We start from the raw sequence: 19,572 nt of genomic DNA on the forward strand, positions 1-19,572 counted from the left end.
ATGGGCATCAACGTCTATACCGGCCTGATGGGCTCCGGTAAGAGTTATGAGGTCGTGTCAGAGGTCATTGTCCCGGCGATCGCACAAGGTCGACGGGTGGTGACGAACGTCGATGGCATCGATGGCGAGAAAATCCGCGACTACATCGAGAAGAATTACAAGGTGGTGCCTGGCACGCTGGGCGAGGTAGTCCATATCACCAATGGCGACGTACCCAAGCAAAAATTCTTTCCGTATTACGACGCGCAGAAGGGCGCTCATACCGACACCACCGTTCAACCAGGTGACCTGGTGTGCATCGATGAGGCGTGGCGCTTCTGGCCTGCGACGGGGGCGACGCTCCTGGAGGAACACAAAAGTTTCTTCCTGGAGCATCGCCATTTCACCAACGCCGATACAGGCGTGGCTTGCGACCTGGTGCTGATGATTCAGGACATGTCGACGCTGAATCGCTTCGTCAAGAACGTGGTCGCTTTCCACATCCGCACTCACAAGAAAATTTCGCTCGGTCTCTCCAACACCTACAGCGTGTCAATTTTCGAGGGAAACAAGCAGACCAAAGCGGTGCGGATCAGCGTCACTTTGCGTAAGTACCGCAAGGATATTTTCCCGCTCTATTCATCGTTCAAAGGCGGTGCCGCAGGGAAGATCGTCAACGTCGACAAGCGGCAAAACATGATGGCCCGGCGCAAGGTGTGGGTGATGGCCGGGGTGATGTTGGTGGCGCTGGCCATCGGTGGCTACAGCATCAAACGCTTCTTCACGCCGAAGGAAGTCGCGCCAATTGCACAGGACGCGAAGCAGGGTGGGGCGGCTACACCTGGTGCGAATTCAAAGGGTGCCAGTCCGGCACCGAAGCCTGGATTTTCAGAGACCTGGCGCATTGCTGGAACGGCCAGGATCGGGAATGCAAGTTACATCGTGATCGCTGACCAGAGCGGTCGTTTGCGTTACGAATCGCCCTCGATGTTCGTGCAGATGGGGCCGCAGACCATCGGCGATATCGACGGTGCCAAAGTCACTCGGTACTCGGGCGCTGTCGTCCAGGCCGGACACGTAGAGGGGAAGAAATGAAACGTCTAATTGCGCTGCTCCTGGTAGTCGTCACATTGGCTAGTAACGCCGCACCGCTGCTACCGTTACCGCCGATGTTGCCACCTGGTGCGCCAGGTATTCCAGATAGCGCATTCGAGCTGTCGCGGGTCCGGATCGCCGATGCGGTCGAAGTGATGTACACGCAAGTCCTCAAGACGCCCTATCTGATCCAGCCTGACGTGGTGAGCGATGAACGCTTGGTGTCATTCCGGTTTGGTACGGCGGCTTCGCCGCGATCAGAGGTATCGCGTTTCATGGCGCTGCTTGGCCTGGCTGTTCGCACCGTAAATGGCGTCGACCTGGTCAGCACGGTAAAGGAGCCTGAACCGGATAAAGAGGCCTTCATCTATCGACCCAAATTTCGCGACGTGACGTACCTGGTCGAACTGCTGCGGGCGCTGTTTCCAAAGGGCGAGTTCACATCGACGCGCACTATCCACGGCGCACCTCAGACCGTATCGGCTGACGCGCCTATCGGTCAGAGCAAAGCGCCAGCGCCCTCTGGATCTGCTGCCTCCCTGGTTGATACTGTCGCTGACGCCCTGGTGTTCAATGGCACCGCCGCAGATATCAAAAAGCTGTCCGGCCTGTTGGCGCAACTGGATACGCGGCTTGGTGAGGTGATGGTGCGCGGCCAGGTGTTTGAGGTGGCGTCCAACGGTGCCGAAGGTTCGGCGTTCTCGCTGGCGTTGAATCTGCTGGGCGGCACCGTGACCGCTGGGCTATCAACGCCGTCGACGCTGGACGGTTTTGTGCGCCTCAAGAACACGTCAATTGATGCGGTGTTTTCCGCTCTGTCGAGTGACAGCCGTTTCAAGACGATATCCGCGCCGTCTCTGCGCGTGCGGTCGGGCGCGTCCGGTCGTTTCTCAGTCGGACAGGATGTGCCGATCCTGGGTGCGGTCAGCTATCCGGGTAACGGAAATGCTCCGGTGCAGTCGGTCGAATATCGAAGCTCGGGCGTCATCTTCGATCTGGCACCAGTGGTCCGCGATTCCGTGGTCGACCTGACGGTAGGCCAGCAGCTATCGAACTTCGTCACGACGCAAACCGGCGTCAACAATTCGCCGACGCTGACCAAGCGCGAAGTCCGCACCTCGCTATCGGTCGCGGACGGCGATATCGTCATCATCGGCGGCCTGGCCGAGAACCGAGAAAGCTCGGGCCGCATTGGCTTCTCTTTCCTGCCTGAGTGGATGCGCTCCGACACCGGCCAGACCAGCAAAAGCGAGATTCTGCTTGTCCTCCAGGTGTCGCGGCTGTGACGTGCCTCGGTTATTGCCAAACCTGGGACAGTAGCGCTCTAGGGGCGGTTCTGACGTCGCATGTAGCGCTCGGGCAAAGCCCGATGGTTTCCGTAGCAGCCGGGTCGGTAGACCTGCGCGTAGCGCACTGCGTAGCCGGAAAACAAGCATGCGGCGATTTGGCGGCCATTGTGATGGGTGCGTTACGGGGAGGGCGCTTGCTTGATCGCGCCGCCCGCAGCTTGCGAGGACGGCGCGAGCGAAGCGAGCGCTAGACTTGTATTAAGCATACTTAACGTACAGCACCAGTTTCGCAGGGCTAAAGCAGAGGAAAGAATGAAGTAGGGAAGGGCAGTCGAGAAAAGAAAATGCCCCGACAGGAATCGCAATCCGGTCGGGGCGTTCATCCAACTAGTTGAGATAGGTGAATGAATGTCTGAAAGTTATATCGTCAATGACGATATGTCAAACATCATGTTTGATGATGTGCGTCCCGAGCAACTCAAACCGGACTGGTGGGATGATGACGGTATCAAAAATACCTGGAATGATCGTTACGTGGCTCGTAAGGTAGTTTTTCCTGACGGTCAGATGGAAATCACTGTCGCTAAGGAAAAACACTTCATAGGGCCAGCTATTACGCCCAAGTCTCGCAAGCCTCGCGGTGAATCAGAGAATCGCGAACGCAATGACCAGACAGCTGGGCGTGCCGCAAAGAAGCGAGTTCGCCAAGCTTGCAAGACAATTGGGGCAGATCGCATGATCACGCTCACTTACCGTCAAAATGTGACTGATCGCGAGAGGGCTCTCAAGGACTGGGATAAATTTCGGCGTCGGGTTGGCAAACATAACCAGTTTTTGTATGTCGCTGTTATTGAAGTGCAAGAACGCGGGGCCATTCATTTTCACGTGGCTGTGCGAGGTCGCCAGTGCTATCACTTGCTGCGTTCAATTTGGTCGGGGATAGTTGGAAAGGATGAGGCTGGGCGCTCTATGTCGAATATTGACGTTCGTAACCCTTCCAAATTTGGCTTTGGCAAGGAGGGCGTTCATAAGCTGGCCGCTTACATCGCGAAGTACTGTTCGAAGGAAATGTCTAGTCGGACACTTGAGCAAAAACGGTATTTCTGCTCTCGCGGTATACCGAAGCCCGATGTCATATCGTGGCCTTTGGTGTGCAATAAATCTATCGACGCGGTACGCACCGCTTTCTTGATCGCTGAAGCGGGTGGGCTTTCGGGAGCGCAATATTGGTACAACAAAGGGCTGGATGTTATCTGGATCGCGACGCCGCCATGCGCTGCGCAGTTTGAGACAGCGCCCTTTTAACTGTTGTAATTTCGATGGATTAAACAACAGGTAAACGTACCTTGCAACTTCGGTAACGTCTGCTATAGTGAAGTCGTTGTGTCTTCGGGCGCGACCTGCTCGGCAAAGTTCTTTTTGCCAGCCACAAACCTCTGATCCTCCCCCCAATGCAAGAGGGGTCAGGGGTTTTTCCTTTTCAGTCCTATGGCGCACGCACTTTTTTGCCATTTGTCTTTTTTGGCAATATTTCGTTGCAACTCTTATGGGGGGAATCTATGGAAACATACCGAAACTACGGCGGGAATTCTGATGTGGCGCGCTTTGAGATTGCGGCGGGAGCGATAATTATAGAGTTCATGTCGGGCACGCATCGACACTATCTCTTTGATGAAGTGCGTCCGGGGCCTGGTCACGTACAGCGGCTGCAAGTGTTAGCGATCACGGGGCGTGGATTGAATAGTTATATCGCGGAGCATTTATCATCGACAACGTCATATTCGAGTAGATGGTGACGACCTCTCACGCATGAAAAAAAGCCCCGAAATGTCGGGGCTTTCTCGTTTTGTGGCAGCGCGCAGGTTAGTGGAAAATCTTGAACAGCACCGCGACGTTCGTGGCCAGCACAAAACCGATCATCCATTTCAGAAGCTCGATGCGACCGGCAGCTTCCGTGAACCGGGTGTTGACCTCGGATCGGAATTCGTTCAAGTCTGCTTTTTTCACCAGTTCGTTATTCATGGCTTGGGCTAGGGCGGTTGCGTGGGCTTCGGCTTGTTCGGTTGAAACGCCTGAGGCTTCCAGTTGCTTCACATATGCGTGGGTATCAAAAAACGTTGTTGCCATGTTGCGTCCTTGAGGAAAGTATAGCACCGGCTTAGCTGGTGGCGGTTTTTGTGTCTGGTTGGGTGGCTGATGCTGCTGTAGGAGTCATCTCGGGCTGTACTGCGGGCCGGGGCTTGGGAAACTCGATAACGTCGGCAGTCACAAAGGCAAAGTTCACCTTTGGCACTTTGATGTTCATTTGCTGCATGCGGTCGTACCATTCCATGCGTTGGAGCCGAAGGATTTCGGGCACCCACCAAGGGACCTTGCGTTTGCCGGTCATCCAGTCATGCACGGATCGCTCTGAACGCTTCAAGCGCTTGGCGACGTCTTTGATCGAGCTTCCTTGCATCCAGTATTCAAGCTCTTGGTGATAGCCATAACGTGTATTGGGATAGCGCATCGTTTTCTCGTTATTGTCTTTGGGAAACATGTGTGGCAGACCACTGGAAAATGGTTCGTTGGCTGGGTCTGCGCTCGTATTTCATTTGCCTGATGACTTCGCATAATTTGTATTATGTAAAATAACATACGCGATTGGCTGTCAAAAATTCAGTTCCTTCCTACCACTACCTGATGCCACCAAGCCAAACACAAAACCCGCTTCTAGCGGGCTTTGTGTAATTCAAGGCTCACAGCTTCTTATGAAACATTTTCTGAGTACTGCATTTCCTACCTTATCTGACCAATAGCAGCCTTGTCTTCGAAACGTTTTTTCCGACTTCAAACCTTAATTTTCCGAATCAACATAGCCCTTACGCAACTTCTCAGCGATTAACTTCTCCATCTCACGCTGCGCTCGCTCCGGCGAGTCGAACTGCTTCAAAATAGTCTGCCCGTTTGATCCCATGCGACCGTAGCTGATGCTCACGTCCGCACCCTTCTGCATGGCCCGCCAGAATTTTCTTGAGCCGCCTTGTTCGAACGAAAGTGAGCGAGTACGCTGAACCTCGGCTGTCTCTTCATGATGACCGGCGACGGTCACATCTCTCGTGGTCGTATTTACCGTGTTAGCAGCCGGCACCAACGCTTCATAGGCGGTTTCCACATCCAGCGCCCGGTCTTTACCGTCGGCTAACATAGCCTCGATGCGCGCCAGTACTGCGTCGCGATCATCAATCCAGTCCTTGCCTGGAATATCCAGCACCTTCCAACCAAAGCTGCCCAAGATGGCGGGCCGGAACACATAGCGCTCAGTCGTGTCTGCGACAGCTTGCGAGGGGCTATCGAGCAATATGGCCAGTTCGTAGGCACCTGTCTTGGCACCTGCAATCGCAAGGTCACAGCGGAACTGAGACCGTCCGACATTGGCGTGTACCAGGTGACCGCGTGCACGCAGTGCATCGGCCAGCGCATCGCGAATACTGTCTGGCGATGCCTGTTGCGCGAAAGCGCTGCGCGCTCCCTGGTTGAGCGCGCCCAGGATCGACTGCGCATGCTCAAAACGACCCGCAGCACTGGATTGTGCAAATTGCAAGAAAGCACGCAATGCAGCCGCGCCATCGTTGTGAATGTTGGTGATGGCTTCCGCCTGAATCGATGACACCACCGCCATACGGTGACGCGCACGACTGAAAATGACGTTCAGACGTTTTTCGCCGCCGCGTTGGTTGATTGGACCGAAGTTCATCAGCATCTTCCCATTGGGGCCGGGTCCGTAGCAGATACTCAACATGATGACGTCGCGTTCATCGCCCTGAACGTTTTCCAGGTTTTTAACAAAAAGTCCGTTGAATTGATCGTCGTCTTCGCGCACATATTCACGCTCCAGCCGCGCGGAAAAATCGATATCTTCTGCAGCCAACGTATCCAGAGCCGCCTCAATGGCGTTTTGCTGTGCTTCAGAAAACGCCACAATGCCCAGGCTGAGTCCTGTCTCACGGCGTAGCATTTCACGTACTGACAAGGCAATGTAACGAGCTTCCGCCAGGTTGGATCGGTCGGAGTAGACACCGTCGGACAGCTGGTGGAAGCTGATCGGGCTGGCCATTAGAATATCGGCGCCTTGTGTGCCGGCGTCAGTCTGATCGGAACGCAAGGCAGGGACGGCCTCAGTTCGAGTCTCCAGCAGGCGGTCCGGAATGGTAACTAGCCTGCCGTCATAAAATGCTGCATTCGAGAAGCTGATCAGTGCTTCGTGTCGGCTCCGGTAATGCCACGCGAGTAAGGTTGCCGGCAGGTTGCGTGCGGCTTGATTCAGCAGGCTGTCAGAGTCAAGATTGATCGCAATGCGTTCTCCGCCCTCTTCCACCAGGATTTCATCTTCATCGCCATTGCTTGCCGCAGTGAAGAAGCTGGTCGGCGGTAACTGCATTTCATCCCCGACCACAATCACTTGTCGAGCCCTGCTTAATGCCGGCACTGCTTCTTCAGTCGGTATCTGGCTGGCCTCGTCAAAGATGACGACATCGAACAGATCCAGCGACAGCGGCAATGTGTCAGAAACCGATAACGGACTCATCAGCCATATTGGTTTGAGATCGTTGATGACGGCACCTGTCTCACCATCTGCGAGGTCGCGGATGGAACGGTAGCGCATACTCTTTCCAAACTCATGTTCCAGTTCGCGGCGGCCTGTTGCGTATCGTTTTTTGAACGATTTACCTTCGGCATCGAGTTGCGTTGCCGAAAGGCTAGCCTTGCGGACGTGATCGATGAAAAGTCGGTGCAGATTAGATTTGATCGCCTGAGCATTGATCGCCAGCAGTTCACGCTGACCATTGGCCACCGCACGTGCGGCTTGCGCCAAAGCGGCGCCACCGGAGCGTGCCAGTACCGGATGTTTTCGCTCCAGTTGGCACAGCGCCTCGTCAGCCACTAGCGCTTCCAGAAACTGCGGCGGCGCGTCTACGCCAAACAGAGCTGCCGCATAGCTGGGATCGGCTGCATGCACTGCCCGCAATGACGGCAACAAGTCCGGTAAATCGTCCAGGGATTCGCGTAGATCTCGCAGCAATTCAGCGATGCTTTCCAGACTTTCCGCGCCATTAGGCGTTAGTCCTTGGGCGAAGATCGCGGCCAGCTTTGTCAATGCATCATAAGCGCCGGCTTGGGCGCGAGCGATCATCATTGGATCGTCCGCTGAACGCAAGCGGTCGATCAACAGGCGTGGCCCGTCGGAGGCTTGCAAGCGAAACTCCAGTTCTGCCAATGCTTGCACGAACGTCTGCATTTTGCTGACACCATATCGACGGCATCCATTTTCATCGACCTTAGATAGCGCGACATCGGCCGAATGCTCTGCCTGCAGTTGCTGCAGCACTTTACTGTAGCTGGGATGCACCGCATGCTTGGAAAAATCGTATCGTCGCTTCAGCTCGCCGCGCAATCGCCACCATGCCGGCTTGAACCATCTGGTAACGGATTGTTCCATTTGCATTACCAGAGTCAACGCTGTTTCAGTATCGTCGGGCCGCAATTTGTCGCGCCAGTTAGCCGTCGCGGATTGCGCCGTCGTCAAGACCTCGGCACATCGTTCCAGCTCGTTGCGTATTTCACTCAAAGCGAGCTGAGCCGGTGAGCCGACATCGAGTAACTCCAGATGTCCTGCCAGTCCATGGTCGACCAGGCGACGACTGTCGGCAGCAATGGCACAGGCATCCTTTAGTCGCGTAGCGTGCGTGATGACGCTTTCCGGACTTTCCAATAAGGGGTCAAGTGTCGCCAGTAAGGCTTCCGCATCCGAGCATAAGCCTTCTATCTTTGCGAACGCCGCCTGCTCATTGACAATAGCGGCGGACAAGCTCGCAAAAGGATGCCGCGCCGGGGAATCCAGGCCGAAACGTTCACGCATGCTGCGATGCAGGCGCTGGGTCAATTCTTGATGCTGATCCCACAGCGAAAGCGTTGGCAATCGCTCTCTTATGGCGGCTCCGGCCTCAGGTGCTGCCGGCAACTGCGCCAGCCGACGCAGCACGCTGCGTACGCTCTCGCCAAGGCTGGCGGGAATATCCGCCATGGCCATTTCGAAGGCATCGATGCGGTGCTGCTGTTCTGCCAGGGCGTTCGCCACGACCGCACGCTGTGTCGACAGGCTGTCGTTCTCGTCCGGACTTGCAATCCATTGTTCATAGCATGACTTGAGATCGGCGATAAACGCCTTTTTGTCTGCCTGTGAATCGTGGATCAGACTGCAAAGTTGCTCCAGTCCGCTCTGCTTCAGGCGATGGAACACCACATCAAGTGCAGCACGCTTTTCGCAAACGAACAGCACTCGCTTTCCACGGCCCGCGTAGTCTGCGATCAAATTGGTGATTGTCTGGGATTTTCCGGTGCCCGGCGGACCTTGAATGATGAAGCTGCGCTGGGTGCGCGCCAGCCCGACCGCCGCGTTCTGGGTGGCATCGGACGCCACCACATTCCACTGCTCCTGCGGCTTGAGCTTGTCCGGAGTACTGGTGTCCAGATCGCGTGGCTCGATCGAGAATACGCGGTCGAAAGCTGGATTGTCCCCGGATTCATCGAGAAGTTGCGCATAGTCTCGCACCAGCGACATCTTCTTGTAGTTGAAATTGGCCAGCGTAACTTGCGTGAGGTCAAGATCCCAGGCATAACGGTGCCCTTCGGACTCCTCCAGCATGAACCCGACGCGTTCGCCCTGCTCTTCCGCCGGCGCCACATCGGCTAACTCCGCCATATGCGGCTGGCGCAAACCGGCTCCGGCTTCGAACCGCTGCGGTAGCTCGCTCGGGCGCACCCAATGTTCAAACAACGCCCGGCCGAGTGGCCTGTAATCTTCACGGGAATAACTATAGGGAGGCAGCCAGCCTTTGGCCGTACTACGCGCTCGCCCTGCTGTCGGTCGTCGTCGTTGATATTGCTGCATACGCTGCATGGCCTTTTGTCTGACCATACGAATCGATGCTTTTTCTATCAACCGCAACTCAACCGCGGGTTCGGAACGATGAATCTTGGCCAGCAAATCGCCATGGATTTGCGTCAGCGAAGTCTTGCCCAGATCGACCGTCTCGGGCAAGTCTATGTCATAGAGTTGCGCCAGATAATGTCGCAGTACCGGATTAAATTCAGCTTCTCCTGACGAACACTGGATGACGTACTGGTCACGCACACCCTTGCGTTTGACCAGCTCCACCGGCAACCATAGCAATGGCGTGACAATACGCTCATCTGGCGCTTCCTTGAGGTTATGCCAACGCAGAAACGCAAGCACCAGTCGCAGATTGCTGAATCCGAACTCGGCCCGGTCGTGGCGGGTTTCCGAAATCAGTTTGTCCAGGGTCGCAGGTAAATAAGGCTGATCGTCGAACCGCAGCCAGTTCTGCAAAGAGACCGTCTTACCAGCAACCAGCTGCTCTGCGAACGGACCACCCCAAGTACAGATATGTTCAGCCTTTACACTTTCGATCTGCAGCATCAGCGGCACGCTGGCAACGGTCAGATTGACATTGGCGCTGGTTGGCCGGAAATACAGCAGACGATTGCGACGCGATAAATCGAACAGACGGTCGCGCAGATGCGTCAGCACGGCAACCCGGCGCGACGTGGCTCCCGACGCACCGGCCAGTGCACGATCAACATCCAATACCGCAGGCTGATCGCGCCAGGTGCGCAGGCGCGTTGCCAGTGCCGAGACGTCGGTAGCTCGCTCGTGGCGATTGATCTCAGTCATTTCGACAATGACGCTGGCGATAATGGGCGACAGTCGCTCGTGCAGGCGGAACAGATTATGGCGGTGGGTAACAAACTCACGCAGATCATCCGGGTCTGAAAAATCCAGCCCACATGCCAAGCCTGCCAATACCATGCCAAGCAGAAAAATATCGCCAATCTCGTCGTGATGCCCGACGCGTAGTTCCCAACTGGCGGGGCCACTGAGATAAACCGGTCGCTCAACCAGAACGCTTTCGTCCTCTAACAACACAAGGTCGCTCTGTGAGCGCATGCCATCGGCGCCGTGTTCGCGTTGCAAGACACCGACAATGTTCAGGCCAGACGAGGAATGCGGTTGCAGGCGATGAATGGTCTCGATGTCCATCGCAGGCGCCTGTCCGTCCGGCTGCCGCAAACACAGTGTGCCGTCCTTGCTCACCAGAATGCTGTCGCAGTCCAGCGAGGCGACTTTACCTTGCGCATGGACAGCAGCGACTTGTTGAAAGAGCGGCAATGCCAGCACCAGCAAGTCGTCATTCGAAAGCAGGTCACCCGCTTGGGCCTTGATTAGCTCGCGCAAGGTGTGAGGTGCCGCACTTGTATTAACAATCTCGCTCATGCCGAGATCTCCTTGGCCAATTGGCGCTTGTAGCGATCCAGCTCGCGCTTGCCAAAACCGGCGTCACGGCGCAGGTTCTGCTGCAGCCGCTCTAGGCTTCCCATCTCTTGAGCGATGCGACCGGCGCGCAGCAGAGCGACATCTTGCTGGTCGGCGTCGGCCAGTGCAAGATCGAGCATGAGAGCATTGAGATAGTCCCTGATGCTGTCATCCGCATGCGCCGCAGAAAATGCCTGCGGTCCGACCGTGGGCTCGTCCGTGCTCCAGTCAGGGAACATCATTCGAATTTGGGCAAGCACGGCGTCGCTGGCCAGCCCCGAGCCTGTCAGATAGTGGGACAAGAAACCCCGCGTCAGCTGCTGCAGGCGGATCTGCCCAGGCAAGTCCAGACTTTCCAGCCTCAATGGGCCATGCAAACGAAGCGCAAGCCAGCGCCCCAGGTCTGCACTACCGTTCCACCATAAGTCCAACGCACGCGCGCGGATAAAGGCTTCCGGATGACTGCGCGCATCGCTGGCTGCGGTCTCATTGGATTCGATTTCTTCGACCTGACGGAGATAAGCTGAAGCATCAACTGTACTGATGCCAGTTGTTACTTTTACCAACGTTGAAATTGCAGGTGCAACGGCACCGCATGCAACGGCCCCGCCTCGATCAGCGAAGAGCTCGGTATACAACCTGTAGCGTCGGTAAGTTTCCGAGAGACTGGCAGCTGAGCCGGGAGCCGCCACTGCGTCTGCCAGAATGCGTTCGGCTACAAGAAAACCGCCGTCATCCCGCGACCAAAGAAGATAGTGCGCCAACTCATGACCGAACACCGCCAGCAATTCATCCTTGGACAATCGCTCCAGCAATGCCCCTTGCGCGATGATGTGAACCTCACCGGGTACGTAATACAGTGTGGCGTTCATCTCTTGCCCGGAGGCCTGGTAGAGGGTGGCCGGCGCATTGATGCCCAGTCGATCCATCGCTGTATTCAATATGGCATGCACATCGCCATGGGCCTGCGGATCGATGCGATATGTGTCGCGTAGCAGCGCGGCGCGCAATGAATCCAGTTGCTCTGACCGGCTGGTGCGTGAGGACGCCCATTGCCAGACTTCCGGTTCATTGTGGCGAAGGTAGTTTGCAACAGTTACGTGATAATCGAGCGGCGTCAGCGCACCGCGATCCTGCCGAGACGGATTCATGCAACCCCAGTATTTTGTATTTTGCCGATGATTCTACAAGGAAAAACATGGGGTAGCAGGACGTGCTGTGGAATGAAGGGGGGAATAACGCTCGCTTCAATGCAACCTATTAATTGCCTTTCAATTGCGGTGATGTGGCTCTCAGCATACTTACTTTACGTTCGCGATCGCCATTGTTAAAACACTTTGGTTCCAAGGGATCTATCGCAATACAAGGACCTTTCTTTCGGACCTTATGTTTAAGTGAAATTAATATTTAAGCATCGGATTTACGTGTATCCGTTTAAACGAAAATTTCACATCGAGGTTCTTTATCTCTCTTTAAATCAATTCCCGCCATCAACGCAACTTCCGGCGCTTCAACCACGCCAGCAAACGCTGCGGCTCATCCGTCTGGATGATGCTCACCCCGCTCTCGATCAGCTTGCCCCACACCTGCTCAGGATGAAGGACCGCCACCGTATCCAGATAAGGCCCGGCCAGGTCCATGGGGTGCCCGCTATCGATATCCAGTGCCATCGTGTTGACCAAAAGCCGTACCGGCCGCTTCGGCAAGAGTGGAGTGACTGCCTCAGGTCGGACGGACAGCCAGTCCGGCGCAATCCGGAGATCTGTTGGCTCAAGGTACGCCCCATGCGCCCCAATCAGGTATCCTTGTCAGTTAGCGACGCATTCGCTCCCCTATTCTTTTCTTGATGATGTTATTGGCAATGACTACACAAAATTTCTTCTCCACGCAGAACGCCGTACAAACTCCTGCCGATATCCGTGCTGCAGCCATGCAGAATCCAGGCTTCGGCAGCGTCTTTTCGGCCAACATGGCGAAGGCGCGCTATACCGCCGCCGACGGCTGGCATGACGGGCAGATCGCGGCGTACGCCCCGCTGTCGATTCCCCCCAGCGCCTTGGTGTTTCATTACGCCCAGGAAATCTTCGAAGGCCTGAAGGTCTACAGCCTGGAGGATGGCGGCATCTCGCTGTTCCGCCCGGAGGCCAATGCAAGCCGCTTCGCAAAATCGGCCGAGCGACTGGCGATGCCGCCGTTGCCGGTCGAGGTCTTCCTCGAATCCGTGCAGAAGCTGGCGTTGACCGACAAGGACTGGATCCCCAAGGAACGCGGCTCGTCGCTCTACCTGCGCCCGGTCATGTTTGCGACCCAGGCCGTGCTGGGCGTGAAGCCGGCCACTGAATATTCCTACTTCGTGCTGGCCTGCCCGGTCGGCGACTATTTCAAGGACAGCAACTCCGGCATCTCGCTGTGGGTTTCCGAGAACTTCTCCCGCGCCGGCATCGGCGGCACCGGCGAAGCCAAGTGCGGCGGCAACTACGCGGCCAGCCTGGCGGCCCAGGCCGAAGCCCAGCGTCAAGGTTGCGATCAGGTGGTCTTCCTCGATAGCCGCGACAAGACCTGGGTCGAAGAACTCGGCGGCATGAATATCTTCTTCGTCTTCAAGGACGGCACCATCCAGACCCCTCCCCTGGGCGGCACCATCCTGCCCGGCGTCACACGCGATTCGCTGCTCAAGCTGGCAGCGAGCCTGGGCATCGAGGCACGCCAGGAGCAGTATTCCATCGAGCAGTGGGAAGCCGATGCCCGCAGCGGCAAGCTGGTTGAGGCGTTCGCTTGCGGCACCGCCGCTGTCATCACGCCGATTCGTCACGTCAAGCGCGCCACGTCGGAGTTTTCGATCGGTGATGCCAAGGCTGGAAAAGTTACTCTTCAATTGAAGAACGCCCTGCTGGACATCCAGCGCGGCGCCGCCGAAGATACCTTTGGCTGGGTCAAGCGACTCGCCTGACATTCGCCATCCTGCCTAGTCGCAGGAAACTGCAGAACAGCCTTGGTTTTCCAAGGCTGTTTTTTTATGTCCGCATTTTTTGCGCAGATCGTGTTGCAGACAGGCATCAAATTGTAAGTAAATGTTAGTGTGCCTGGTTATAATTGACGCACGGAAACTTAATTGAATTGATTACTATCGTCTTGTAACTTCGTCATTAATTCGTTAAAGAATTCGTTTTATAGCGACTGCAGATGTGAGGCCAAAAGTTATTGGCCACGATCAGCCTGTTTCGTGTCAGTCCGTCAACTGCAATAACTTATTTAACACGCAATGAAAAAAACCTCTTCCCTCCTCGTTACGGTTACGGCCTGTATCGTCTTTTTGATTTCGGGTTGCGCGAGCGCACCGAAACAGGTTGAACAAAAAGAAAGAGCTCGCAAAGATATCGAAAAAATAACAGCAGTCGAGATTTTCTATCACCCGACACATTATGTCGTGATGGATCTCGGGGGCTCGTCCGTATCGGGCATAGGCGGGATTTTCGGCGTGTTCGGCGCAATTGCCGGCGCGGCAATCGAAGCCAGCAGCAAGCTGACGTTCAAGGAACGAACAGAGGCGAGATCGAAGGAATTCATGGCGCTGCTCAAGGACGCGAAGACACCTGACCTCAATGCGGCGCAGGCGGAATACCTGGCCACACTGATCCGAAAGTCCGGCCGCGAAGTCATCGTGACAGCCGTCGAACGGCCGACCCAGGAAACCTCACTGATGGATGTCAAGGATGGTGAACCAGGCGTTGCGCGGTTGATCTTGCGGGTGACAAGCGGATATACGGCCGAAACCGCTACAGCGTCCTATAAATCGACCGCAATAACGGAATTCGCGCTGCGCAACCCCACCGGAAAACGCCTGGTATCGATGGAACTGAGCAAGCGTGACAACGGTGAAACCTACAGCACATTCGACAGCTTGAAGGCCGCATCCACCGTGGCGGCAGAATCGCTGGCCAAAGACGCGAACCAGCAAGCCGACAGTATTTTCCGGCAGACGTTTGATTTGCCCCCGCCGGCCCTTGCAGTCAAGTAAGTTCTTCGAGTCGGAACAGCGTGCCATTGACGGACATTTTTTGCGATCAAATGTCTTCCGATCGCTAACAGTTCGTCGACAAGCACACCGGTCCGTCTCGAAATCTGCACGCACTCATCTGGCCGCTGCCACGCAATCGCATCGCCGTGTTACGGTACGTGATATGTGATTGCCACCGGCATCAAGGTGAGAGCGAGCTGCCGCAATTTTAGTTAGTGACAGCCATCTGACCGTTATACAAGGAGGACAGATGGACAACCTGCATATCGAAGGCCATTACGACCCGGCCACCAGCACCGTCAGCTACATCGTGCTCGATGGCGCCACCAGGCAATGCGCGCTGCTGGACAGCGTACTGGACTTCGACCCCAAGTCCGGACGAACCTCTACCCGCAGCGCGGACCTGCTGATCGAACGCGTTCGGGCCCTGGACGCATCGGTGCAGTGGATCCTCGAGACCCATGCCCATGCCGATCACCTCTCTGCTGCGCCCTATCTCAAGCGCAAGCTGGGCGGCCGCGTCGCCATCGGCGAGCATATCCGCCAGGTGCAGGACGTGTTCGGCAAGCTGTTCAATGCCGGCAGCGAGTTTGCCCATGACGGCAGCCAGTTCGATCACCTCTTCGCCGACGGCGATCGGTTCCACATCGGCAACCTTCAGGTGCGCGTGCTGCATACCCCCGGCCATACCCCGGCCTGCATCACCTACATCATCGAAGAAGATGCGCACGTTGCCGCCTTCGTGGGCGACACCTTGTTCATGCCCGACTACGGCACGGCGCGTTGCGATTTTCCGGGTGGCGATGCGCGCGCCCTCTTTCGTTCCATCAACCAGGTCTTGCGTCTGCCGGCCGATGCGCGGCTCTACCTGTGCCACGACTATTGTCCCGGCGGGCGCGAGCTGCAGTTCGTCACGACCGTGGCCGAGGAGCGCCAGAGAAACATCCATGTACGCGACGGCATCAGCGAAGAAGAATTCGTTGCCATGCGCACCGCGCGTGACGCCACGCTGGATATGCCAGTATTAATGTTGCCATCGGTCCAGGTGAACATGCGCGCCGGCCAGCTTCCCCCAGCGGAGGATAACGGCGCCCGTTACCTGAAGATTCCCCTCGACGCCTTCTGATACGGCAAGAATCGGCTCAAGGATCGCCTGGATGGCGATCCTGTTTCAGTCGCCATCCCTGGTGACCGCCGCGCCTTCGATGCGATGGCGCGCCAGCGAAGCTGCCGTTGTCGATCCACATCCTTATTAATGAAATCATGTCATAAGTCCATGCGGGTTTATATGGCTTATCAGGTCAATTGCACGGGCGTAGCATGCAAGGCTCAATCTGGATTCAGGAGCCAAGCATGAAAGACGTCATCGTAGTGATCGGCCCCGGCTCGATCGGCCAGGCTATCGCCCGCCGGGTTAGCGTCGGCAAGAAGGTGTTGCTGGCGGACATCCGCATCGAGAATGCCGAGGCAGCCGCCGAAACGCTGGCCAATGCCGGTTATGAGGTGGAGGCGGCCAGTGTCGATATCTCTTCTCGCGAATCGGTGCGGTTGCTGGTGCAGAAAGCCACGTCGATGGGGCAAGTCTTCGGTGTGGTGCATGCCGCCGGCGTATCGCCATCGCAGGCAACGCCGCAAACCATCCTCAAGGTCGACCTGTTTGGCACCGCACTGGTGCTCGAGGAATTCGGCAACGTCATCACCCGTGGCGGCTCGTGCGTGGTGATCGCCTCGCAATCCGGCCATCGCCTGGGCCCCCTGACGGTCGAGCAAAGTACGGCGCTGGCCATGACGCCGACCGACGAATTGCTGTCCCTGCCATTCCTGGCAGCTGATGTCGTCACCGATTCGCTGCATGCCTATCAACTCTCCAAGCGCGGCAATGCCTTGCGCGTGATGGCTGAAGCGGTCCGCTGGGCCAAGCGCGGTGCCCGAGTCAACACTATCAGCCCAGGCATCATCATCACCCCGCTGGCCAAGGATGAGCTGAGCGGGCCGCGCGGTGCGGGCTACCGCAACATGATCGAACTGAGTCCGGCAGGCCGTGCCGGCACGCCCGACGAAGTCGGTTCGGTGGCAGCCTTGCTGATGGGCACGGATGGCGCCTTCATCACCGGCAGCGACTTTCTCATGGATGGCGGTGTCACCGCTTCTTACTGGTTCGGCGAGCTCGCGCCCAAGCCGGCGCAATAACCCTATCATCAGGAGAAGACCGTGTCGGACAAGATCAAGACGGTGCTGGTGATCGGCGCCACGGGCAGCATTGGCCGCCTGGTCGTTGAAGGCGATCGAAGCGGGTTTTTCGGTGCGCGCGCTGACCCGGGATGCGCGCCGGGCACGTCGCATACTGCCCAGCCAGGCGCAGTTGCTTGAAGGTGACGTGACCAACCCCGACGCCCTTGCCGAGGCGGTCAATGATGTCGAGGCGATTGTCTTTACGCATGGCGCCAGCGGCTCTGGAAAAACCGGCTCGCGCAGCGTCGATTATGGTGCGGTTCGGGCCGCCCTGCTGGCGCTGAACGGGCGGCCCGCCCGCATTGCCCTGATGACAGCCATCGGCGTGACCAACCGCGACGGTCAATACAATCGCGCCACCGAAGCGCACGACTGGAAACGGCGAAGCGAACGCCTGGTGCGCGCCAGTGGCCTGCGCTACACCATCGTGCGCCCCGGCTGGTTCGACTACAACGACGAGGACCAGCACAAGCTGAACCTGCTGCAAGGCGACAGGCGACAGGCTGGCGATCCTTCCGATGGCGTGATCGCGCGCCAGCAGATTGCTGATGTGCTGGTCGCGTCACTGTCGCTCGACGCCGCCATCGGCAAGACATTCGAACTGGTTGCCGAAAAAGGTCCGGCGCAAGAAAATCTGGGCACCCTGCTTGCATCGCTTGCGCCGGACGTTCCAGGCGCGCTCGACGCGGTGCTGGACATGGACAACATGCCGCGTCGTAACGAGCCCAGCCATGTCATCGATGATTTGCAAGCCATCGGAAACATCGCGCCGGGGTGACGATTGAAGCGCCGTCACCGATGAGTCGGCCACCGACAGTTCATTGATGAATCCCGCTCATAAGTCCATGCACAGCCAGGGGATTAATCAAAAGCGAGCGTCCCCTTATAGTAGCGATACGTACCGCGCCTCCAATCCGGCCAGGTTTCTCATCGATGAAGAGACCGCCCGGCCTCCAGCCATCTGCCAACAGGACATTTCATGGATGAACTTAGCGACGTGACGATTTCCCGCCGGAATCTGCTCATCACCGGCGCCTTGACGGCTACCGCCGCCACGCTGCCTGTCACAGCCAACGCCCAGACGTCGACACCTTCGCGCATCGCCACCACCCCCGCGCCTGTCACCGCCGGCGTGTCGCTGCGCATCAATGGCGCACCCCATGCGCTCAATGTCGACACCCGCACGACCCTGCTCGACGCACTGCGCGAAAACCTGCACCTGACCGGCACCAAGAAAGGTTGCGATCATGGCCAGTGCGGCGCCTGCACCGTGATCGTGGATGGCCGGCGCATCAATTCGTGCCTGACGTTGGCCGTGATGCACGACGGCGCTGAGGTGACCACCATCGAAGGCCTGGGCACGCAGGAAAAACTGCATCCGATGCAAGCCGCCTTCATCAAGCATGACGGCTACCAGTGCGGCTACTGCACGCCCGGCCAGATCTGCTCGGCGGTGTCGGTGCTGCGCGAGATCAAGGCCGGCATTCCCAGCCTCGTTACCGACGACCTGGCGACCGCGCCCCAGGTGACCGAGGCCGAGATCCGGGAGCGCATGAGCGGCAACATCTGCCGCTGCGGCGCCTATTCCAACATCGTCGATGCGATCAATGAAGTCGCCAAGGGGGCCGCATGAGGGCATTCACCTACCAGCGCGCCACCTCGCCGGCCCAGGCTGCGGCCATCGTCGCCGGCACGCCGGGCGCCAGGTTCATCGCGGGCGGCACCAATCTGCTCGACCTCATGAAGCTTGAGATCGAGACGCCCACGCACCTGGTCGATGTCAATGGCTTGTCGCTGGACCAGATCGAAGCCACCGCTGACGGCGGACTGCGCATCGGCGCCCTGGTGCGCAATACCGACCTCGCGGCCGACATGCGCGTGCGGCGCGACTATGGCGTGCTGTCTCGGGCCGTACTGGCGGGCGCCTCGACCCAGCTGCGCAACAAGGCCACCACCGCCGGCAACCTGTTGCAGCGTACCCGTTGCCCTTACTTCTACGATACCAACCAGGCTTGCAACAAACGACAACCGGGTAGCGGCTGCTCGGCCACACCCGGTTTTTCGCGCCAGCATGCGGTGATCGGCGCCAGCACCTCCTGCATTGCCACTTATCCCGGCGACATGGCCGTGGCGATGCGGCTGCTCGATGCCAATGTCGAAACCGTGCGTGCCGATGGCCAGGTGCGCAACATTCCGATTGCCGACTTTCATCGCCTGCCGGGCAATACCCCCCATATCGACAATGTGCTGGGTGCGGGCGAGTTGATTACCGCAGTGACCCTGCCCAAGCCGCTGGGCGGCACGCACGTCTATCGCAAGGTGCGCGACCGCACCTCTTACGCGTTCGCGCTGGTCTCGGTGGCGGCGGTGATCCAGCCGGACGGACGCGGCCGGGTCGCCCTGGGCGGCGTGGCCCACAAGCCCTGGCGCGTCGAGGCGGCAGAACAGGCTTTGCCGCAGGGTGCCAACGCAGTCTCTGAGTTGCTGCTGGCAGGCGCCACCCCGACCGCCGAGAATGCATTCAAGATTGCGCTCGCCAAACGAACCCTTGCCGCAGTGCTGGCAGACGCCAGGAAAGGCTGATC

16 protein-coding genes are annotated in these 19,572 nt (G+C 57.6%); 11 read left to right on the forward strand and 5 right to left on the reverse strand.

The window, feature by feature from the left end; translation table 11 throughout:
- The 3 genes from LBW87_RS06445 (at position 1) to LBW87_RS06455 (ending at position 3,668) form a co-directional block, all read left to right on the forward strand.
- Positions 1–1,074 (forward strand): zonular occludens toxin family protein, encoded by a 1,074-nt coding sequence (locus tag LBW87_RS06445; protein ID WP_225200618.1) that lies wholly within the window; start codon positions 1–3, stop codon positions 1,072–1,074.
- A complete protein-coding gene (locus LBW87_RS06450) occupies positions 1,071–2,360 on the forward strand; it encodes a type II secretion system protein GspD (protein ID WP_225200619.1) in 1,290 nt (429 codons plus the stop codon). The genes LBW87_RS06445 and LBW87_RS06450 overlap by 4 nt, the downstream gene beginning before the upstream one ends.
- 411 nt (positions 2,361–2,771) lie before the next feature.
- Positions 2,772–3,668 carry a hypothetical protein gene (locus LBW87_RS06455; protein ID WP_225200620.1) on the forward strand — a complete coding sequence of 299 codons (897 nt, stop codon included), beginning with the start codon at positions 2,772–2,774 and terminating at the stop codon, positions 3,666–3,668.
- Positions 3,669–4,226: 558 nt separating this feature from the next.
- Here the strand turns inward: LBW87_RS06455 and LBW87_RS06460 are convergent.
- The 5 genes from LBW87_RS06460 to LBW87_RS06480 all read right to left on the reverse strand — a co-directional run bounded on the left by LBW87_RS06460 (position 4,227) and on the right by LBW87_RS06480 (position 12,443).
- On the reverse strand, positions 4,227–4,490 hold the full coding sequence (locus LBW87_RS06460) for a CCDC90 family protein (protein WP_225200621.1): 264 nt from the start codon (positions 4,488–4,490) through the stop codon (positions 4,227–4,229).
- A gap of 31 nt (positions 4,491–4,521) precedes the next feature.
- Positions 4,522–4,902, reverse strand: coding sequence for a hypothetical protein (locus LBW87_RS06465; protein WP_225200622.1), 381 nt, complete (start codon positions 4,900–4,902; stop codon positions 4,522–4,524).
- 297 nt (positions 4,903–5,199) lie between these two features.
- Complete coding sequence (locus LBW87_RS06470) at positions 5,200–10,698, reverse strand: AAA domain-containing protein (protein ID WP_225200623.1); 5,499 nt, start codon at positions 10,696–10,698, stop codon at positions 5,200–5,202.
- Positions 10,695–11,888 carry a M48 family metalloprotease gene (locus LBW87_RS06475; protein ID WP_225200624.1) on the reverse strand — a complete coding sequence of 398 codons (1,194 nt, stop codon included), beginning with the start codon at positions 11,886–11,888 and terminating at the stop codon, positions 10,695–10,697. Before LBW87_RS06475 ends, LBW87_RS06470 begins: the two co-directional genes overlap by 4 nt.
- A gap of 339 nt (positions 11,889–12,227) precedes the next feature.
- Positions 12,228–12,443 carry a DUF4996 domain-containing protein gene (locus LBW87_RS06480; protein WP_225200625.1) on the reverse strand — a complete coding sequence of 72 codons (216 nt, stop codon included), beginning with the start codon at positions 12,441–12,443 and terminating at the stop codon, positions 12,228–12,230.
- A 155-nt stretch (positions 12,444–12,598) separates the two neighbouring features.
- Between LBW87_RS06480 and LBW87_RS06485 the strand changes: the two genes are divergently transcribed.
- From LBW87_RS06485 to LBW87_RS06520, 8 genes are all read left to right on the forward strand, one after another.
- Complete coding sequence (locus LBW87_RS06485) at positions 12,599–13,687, forward strand: branched-chain amino acid aminotransferase (RefSeq protein WP_225200626.1); 1,089 nt, start codon at positions 12,599–12,601, stop codon at positions 13,685–13,687.
- Between the two features lie 312 nt (positions 13,688–13,999).
- Entirely contained in the window at positions 14,000–14,755 is a 756-nt protein-coding gene (locus LBW87_RS06490) for a hypothetical protein (RefSeq protein ID WP_225200627.1), read from the forward strand.
- 250 nt (positions 14,756–15,005) lie between these two features.
- Positions 15,006–15,881, forward strand: coding sequence for an MBL fold metallo-hydrolase (locus tag LBW87_RS06495; protein WP_225200628.1), 876 nt, complete (start codon positions 15,006–15,008; stop codon positions 15,879–15,881).
- A gap of 227 nt (positions 15,882–16,108) precedes the next feature.
- On the forward strand, positions 16,109–16,945 hold the full coding sequence (locus tag LBW87_RS06500) for an SDR family oxidoreductase (RefSeq protein WP_225200629.1): 837 nt from the start codon (positions 16,109–16,111) through the stop codon (positions 16,943–16,945).
- A gap of 21 nt (positions 16,946–16,966) precedes the next feature.
- The gene (locus LBW87_RS23985; RefSeq protein ID WP_225200894.1) at positions 16,967–17,125 is read left to right on the forward strand and encodes a hypothetical protein; all 159 of its coding nucleotides are present in this window, start codon (positions 16,967–16,969) and stop codon (positions 17,123–17,125) included.
- Positions 17,058–17,765 (forward strand): SDR family oxidoreductase, encoded by a 708-nt coding sequence (locus LBW87_RS06510; RefSeq protein WP_225200630.1) that lies wholly within the window; start codon positions 17,058–17,060, stop codon positions 17,763–17,765. The genes LBW87_RS23985 and LBW87_RS06510 overlap by 68 nt, the downstream gene beginning before the upstream one ends.
- 201 nt (positions 17,766–17,966) lie before the next feature.
- A complete protein-coding gene (gene paoA, locus LBW87_RS06515; protein WP_225200631.1) occupies positions 17,967–18,620 on the forward strand; it encodes an aldehyde dehydrogenase iron-sulfur subunit PaoA in 654 nt (217 codons plus the stop codon).
- The gene (locus tag LBW87_RS06520) at positions 18,617–19,570 is read left to right on the forward strand and encodes an FAD binding domain-containing protein (protein WP_225200632.1); all 954 of its coding nucleotides are present in this window, start codon (positions 18,617–18,619) and stop codon (positions 19,568–19,570) included. Before paoA ends, LBW87_RS06520 begins: the two co-directional genes overlap by 4 nt.
- Positions 19,571–19,572: the final 2 nt, after the last annotated feature.

The sequence above is a fragment of the Herbaspirillum sp. alder98 genome (assembly GCF_020179755.1).
GTDB lineage: Bacteria > Pseudomonadota > Gammaproteobacteria > Burkholderiales > Burkholderiaceae_D > Herbaspirillum.

Coding starts and splice junctions, on each gene's coding strand:
- LBW87_RS06445 (WP_225200618.1), top strand. CDS start 1: ATGGGCATCAACGTCTATACCGGCCTGATGGGCTCCGGTAAGAGTTAT.
- LBW87_RS06450 (WP_225200619.1), top strand. CDS start 1,071: ATGAAACGTCTAATTGCGCTGCTCCTGGTAGTCGTCACATTGGCTAGT.
- LBW87_RS06455 (WP_225200620.1), top strand. CDS start 2,772: ATGTCTGAAAGTTATATCGTCAATGACGATATGTCAAACATCATGTTT.
- LBW87_RS06460 (WP_225200621.1), bottom strand. CDS start 4,490: ATGGCAACAACGTTTTTTGATACCCACGCATATGTGAAGCAACTGGAA.
- LBW87_RS06465 (WP_225200622.1), bottom strand. CDS start 4,902: ATGTTTCCCAAAGACAATAACGAGAAAACGATGCGCTATCCCAATACA.
- LBW87_RS06470 (WP_225200623.1), bottom strand. CDS start 10,698: ATGAGCGAGATTGTTAATACAAGTGCGGCACCTCACACCTTGCGCGAG.
- LBW87_RS06475 (WP_225200624.1), bottom strand. CDS start 11,888: ATGAATCCGTCTCGGCAGGATCGCGGTGCGCTGACGCCGCTCGATTAT.
- LBW87_RS06485 (WP_225200626.1), top strand. CDS start 12,599: ATGACTACACAAAATTTCTTCTCCACGCAGAACGCCGTACAAACTCCT.
- LBW87_RS06490 (WP_225200627.1), top strand. CDS start 14,000: ATGAAAAAAACCTCTTCCCTCCTCGTTACGGTTACGGCCTGTATCGTC.
- LBW87_RS06495 (WP_225200628.1), top strand. CDS start 15,006: ATGGACAACCTGCATATCGAAGGCCATTACGACCCGGCCACCAGCACC.
- LBW87_RS06500 (WP_225200629.1), top strand. CDS start 16,109: ATGAAAGACGTCATCGTAGTGATCGGCCCCGGCTCGATCGGCCAGGCT.
- paoA (WP_225200631.1), top strand. CDS start 17,967: ATGGATGAACTTAGCGACGTGACGATTTCCCGCCGGAATCTGCTCATC.
- LBW87_RS06520 (WP_225200632.1), top strand. CDS start 18,617: ATGAGGGCATTCACCTACCAGCGCGCCACCTCGCCGGCCCAGGCTGCG.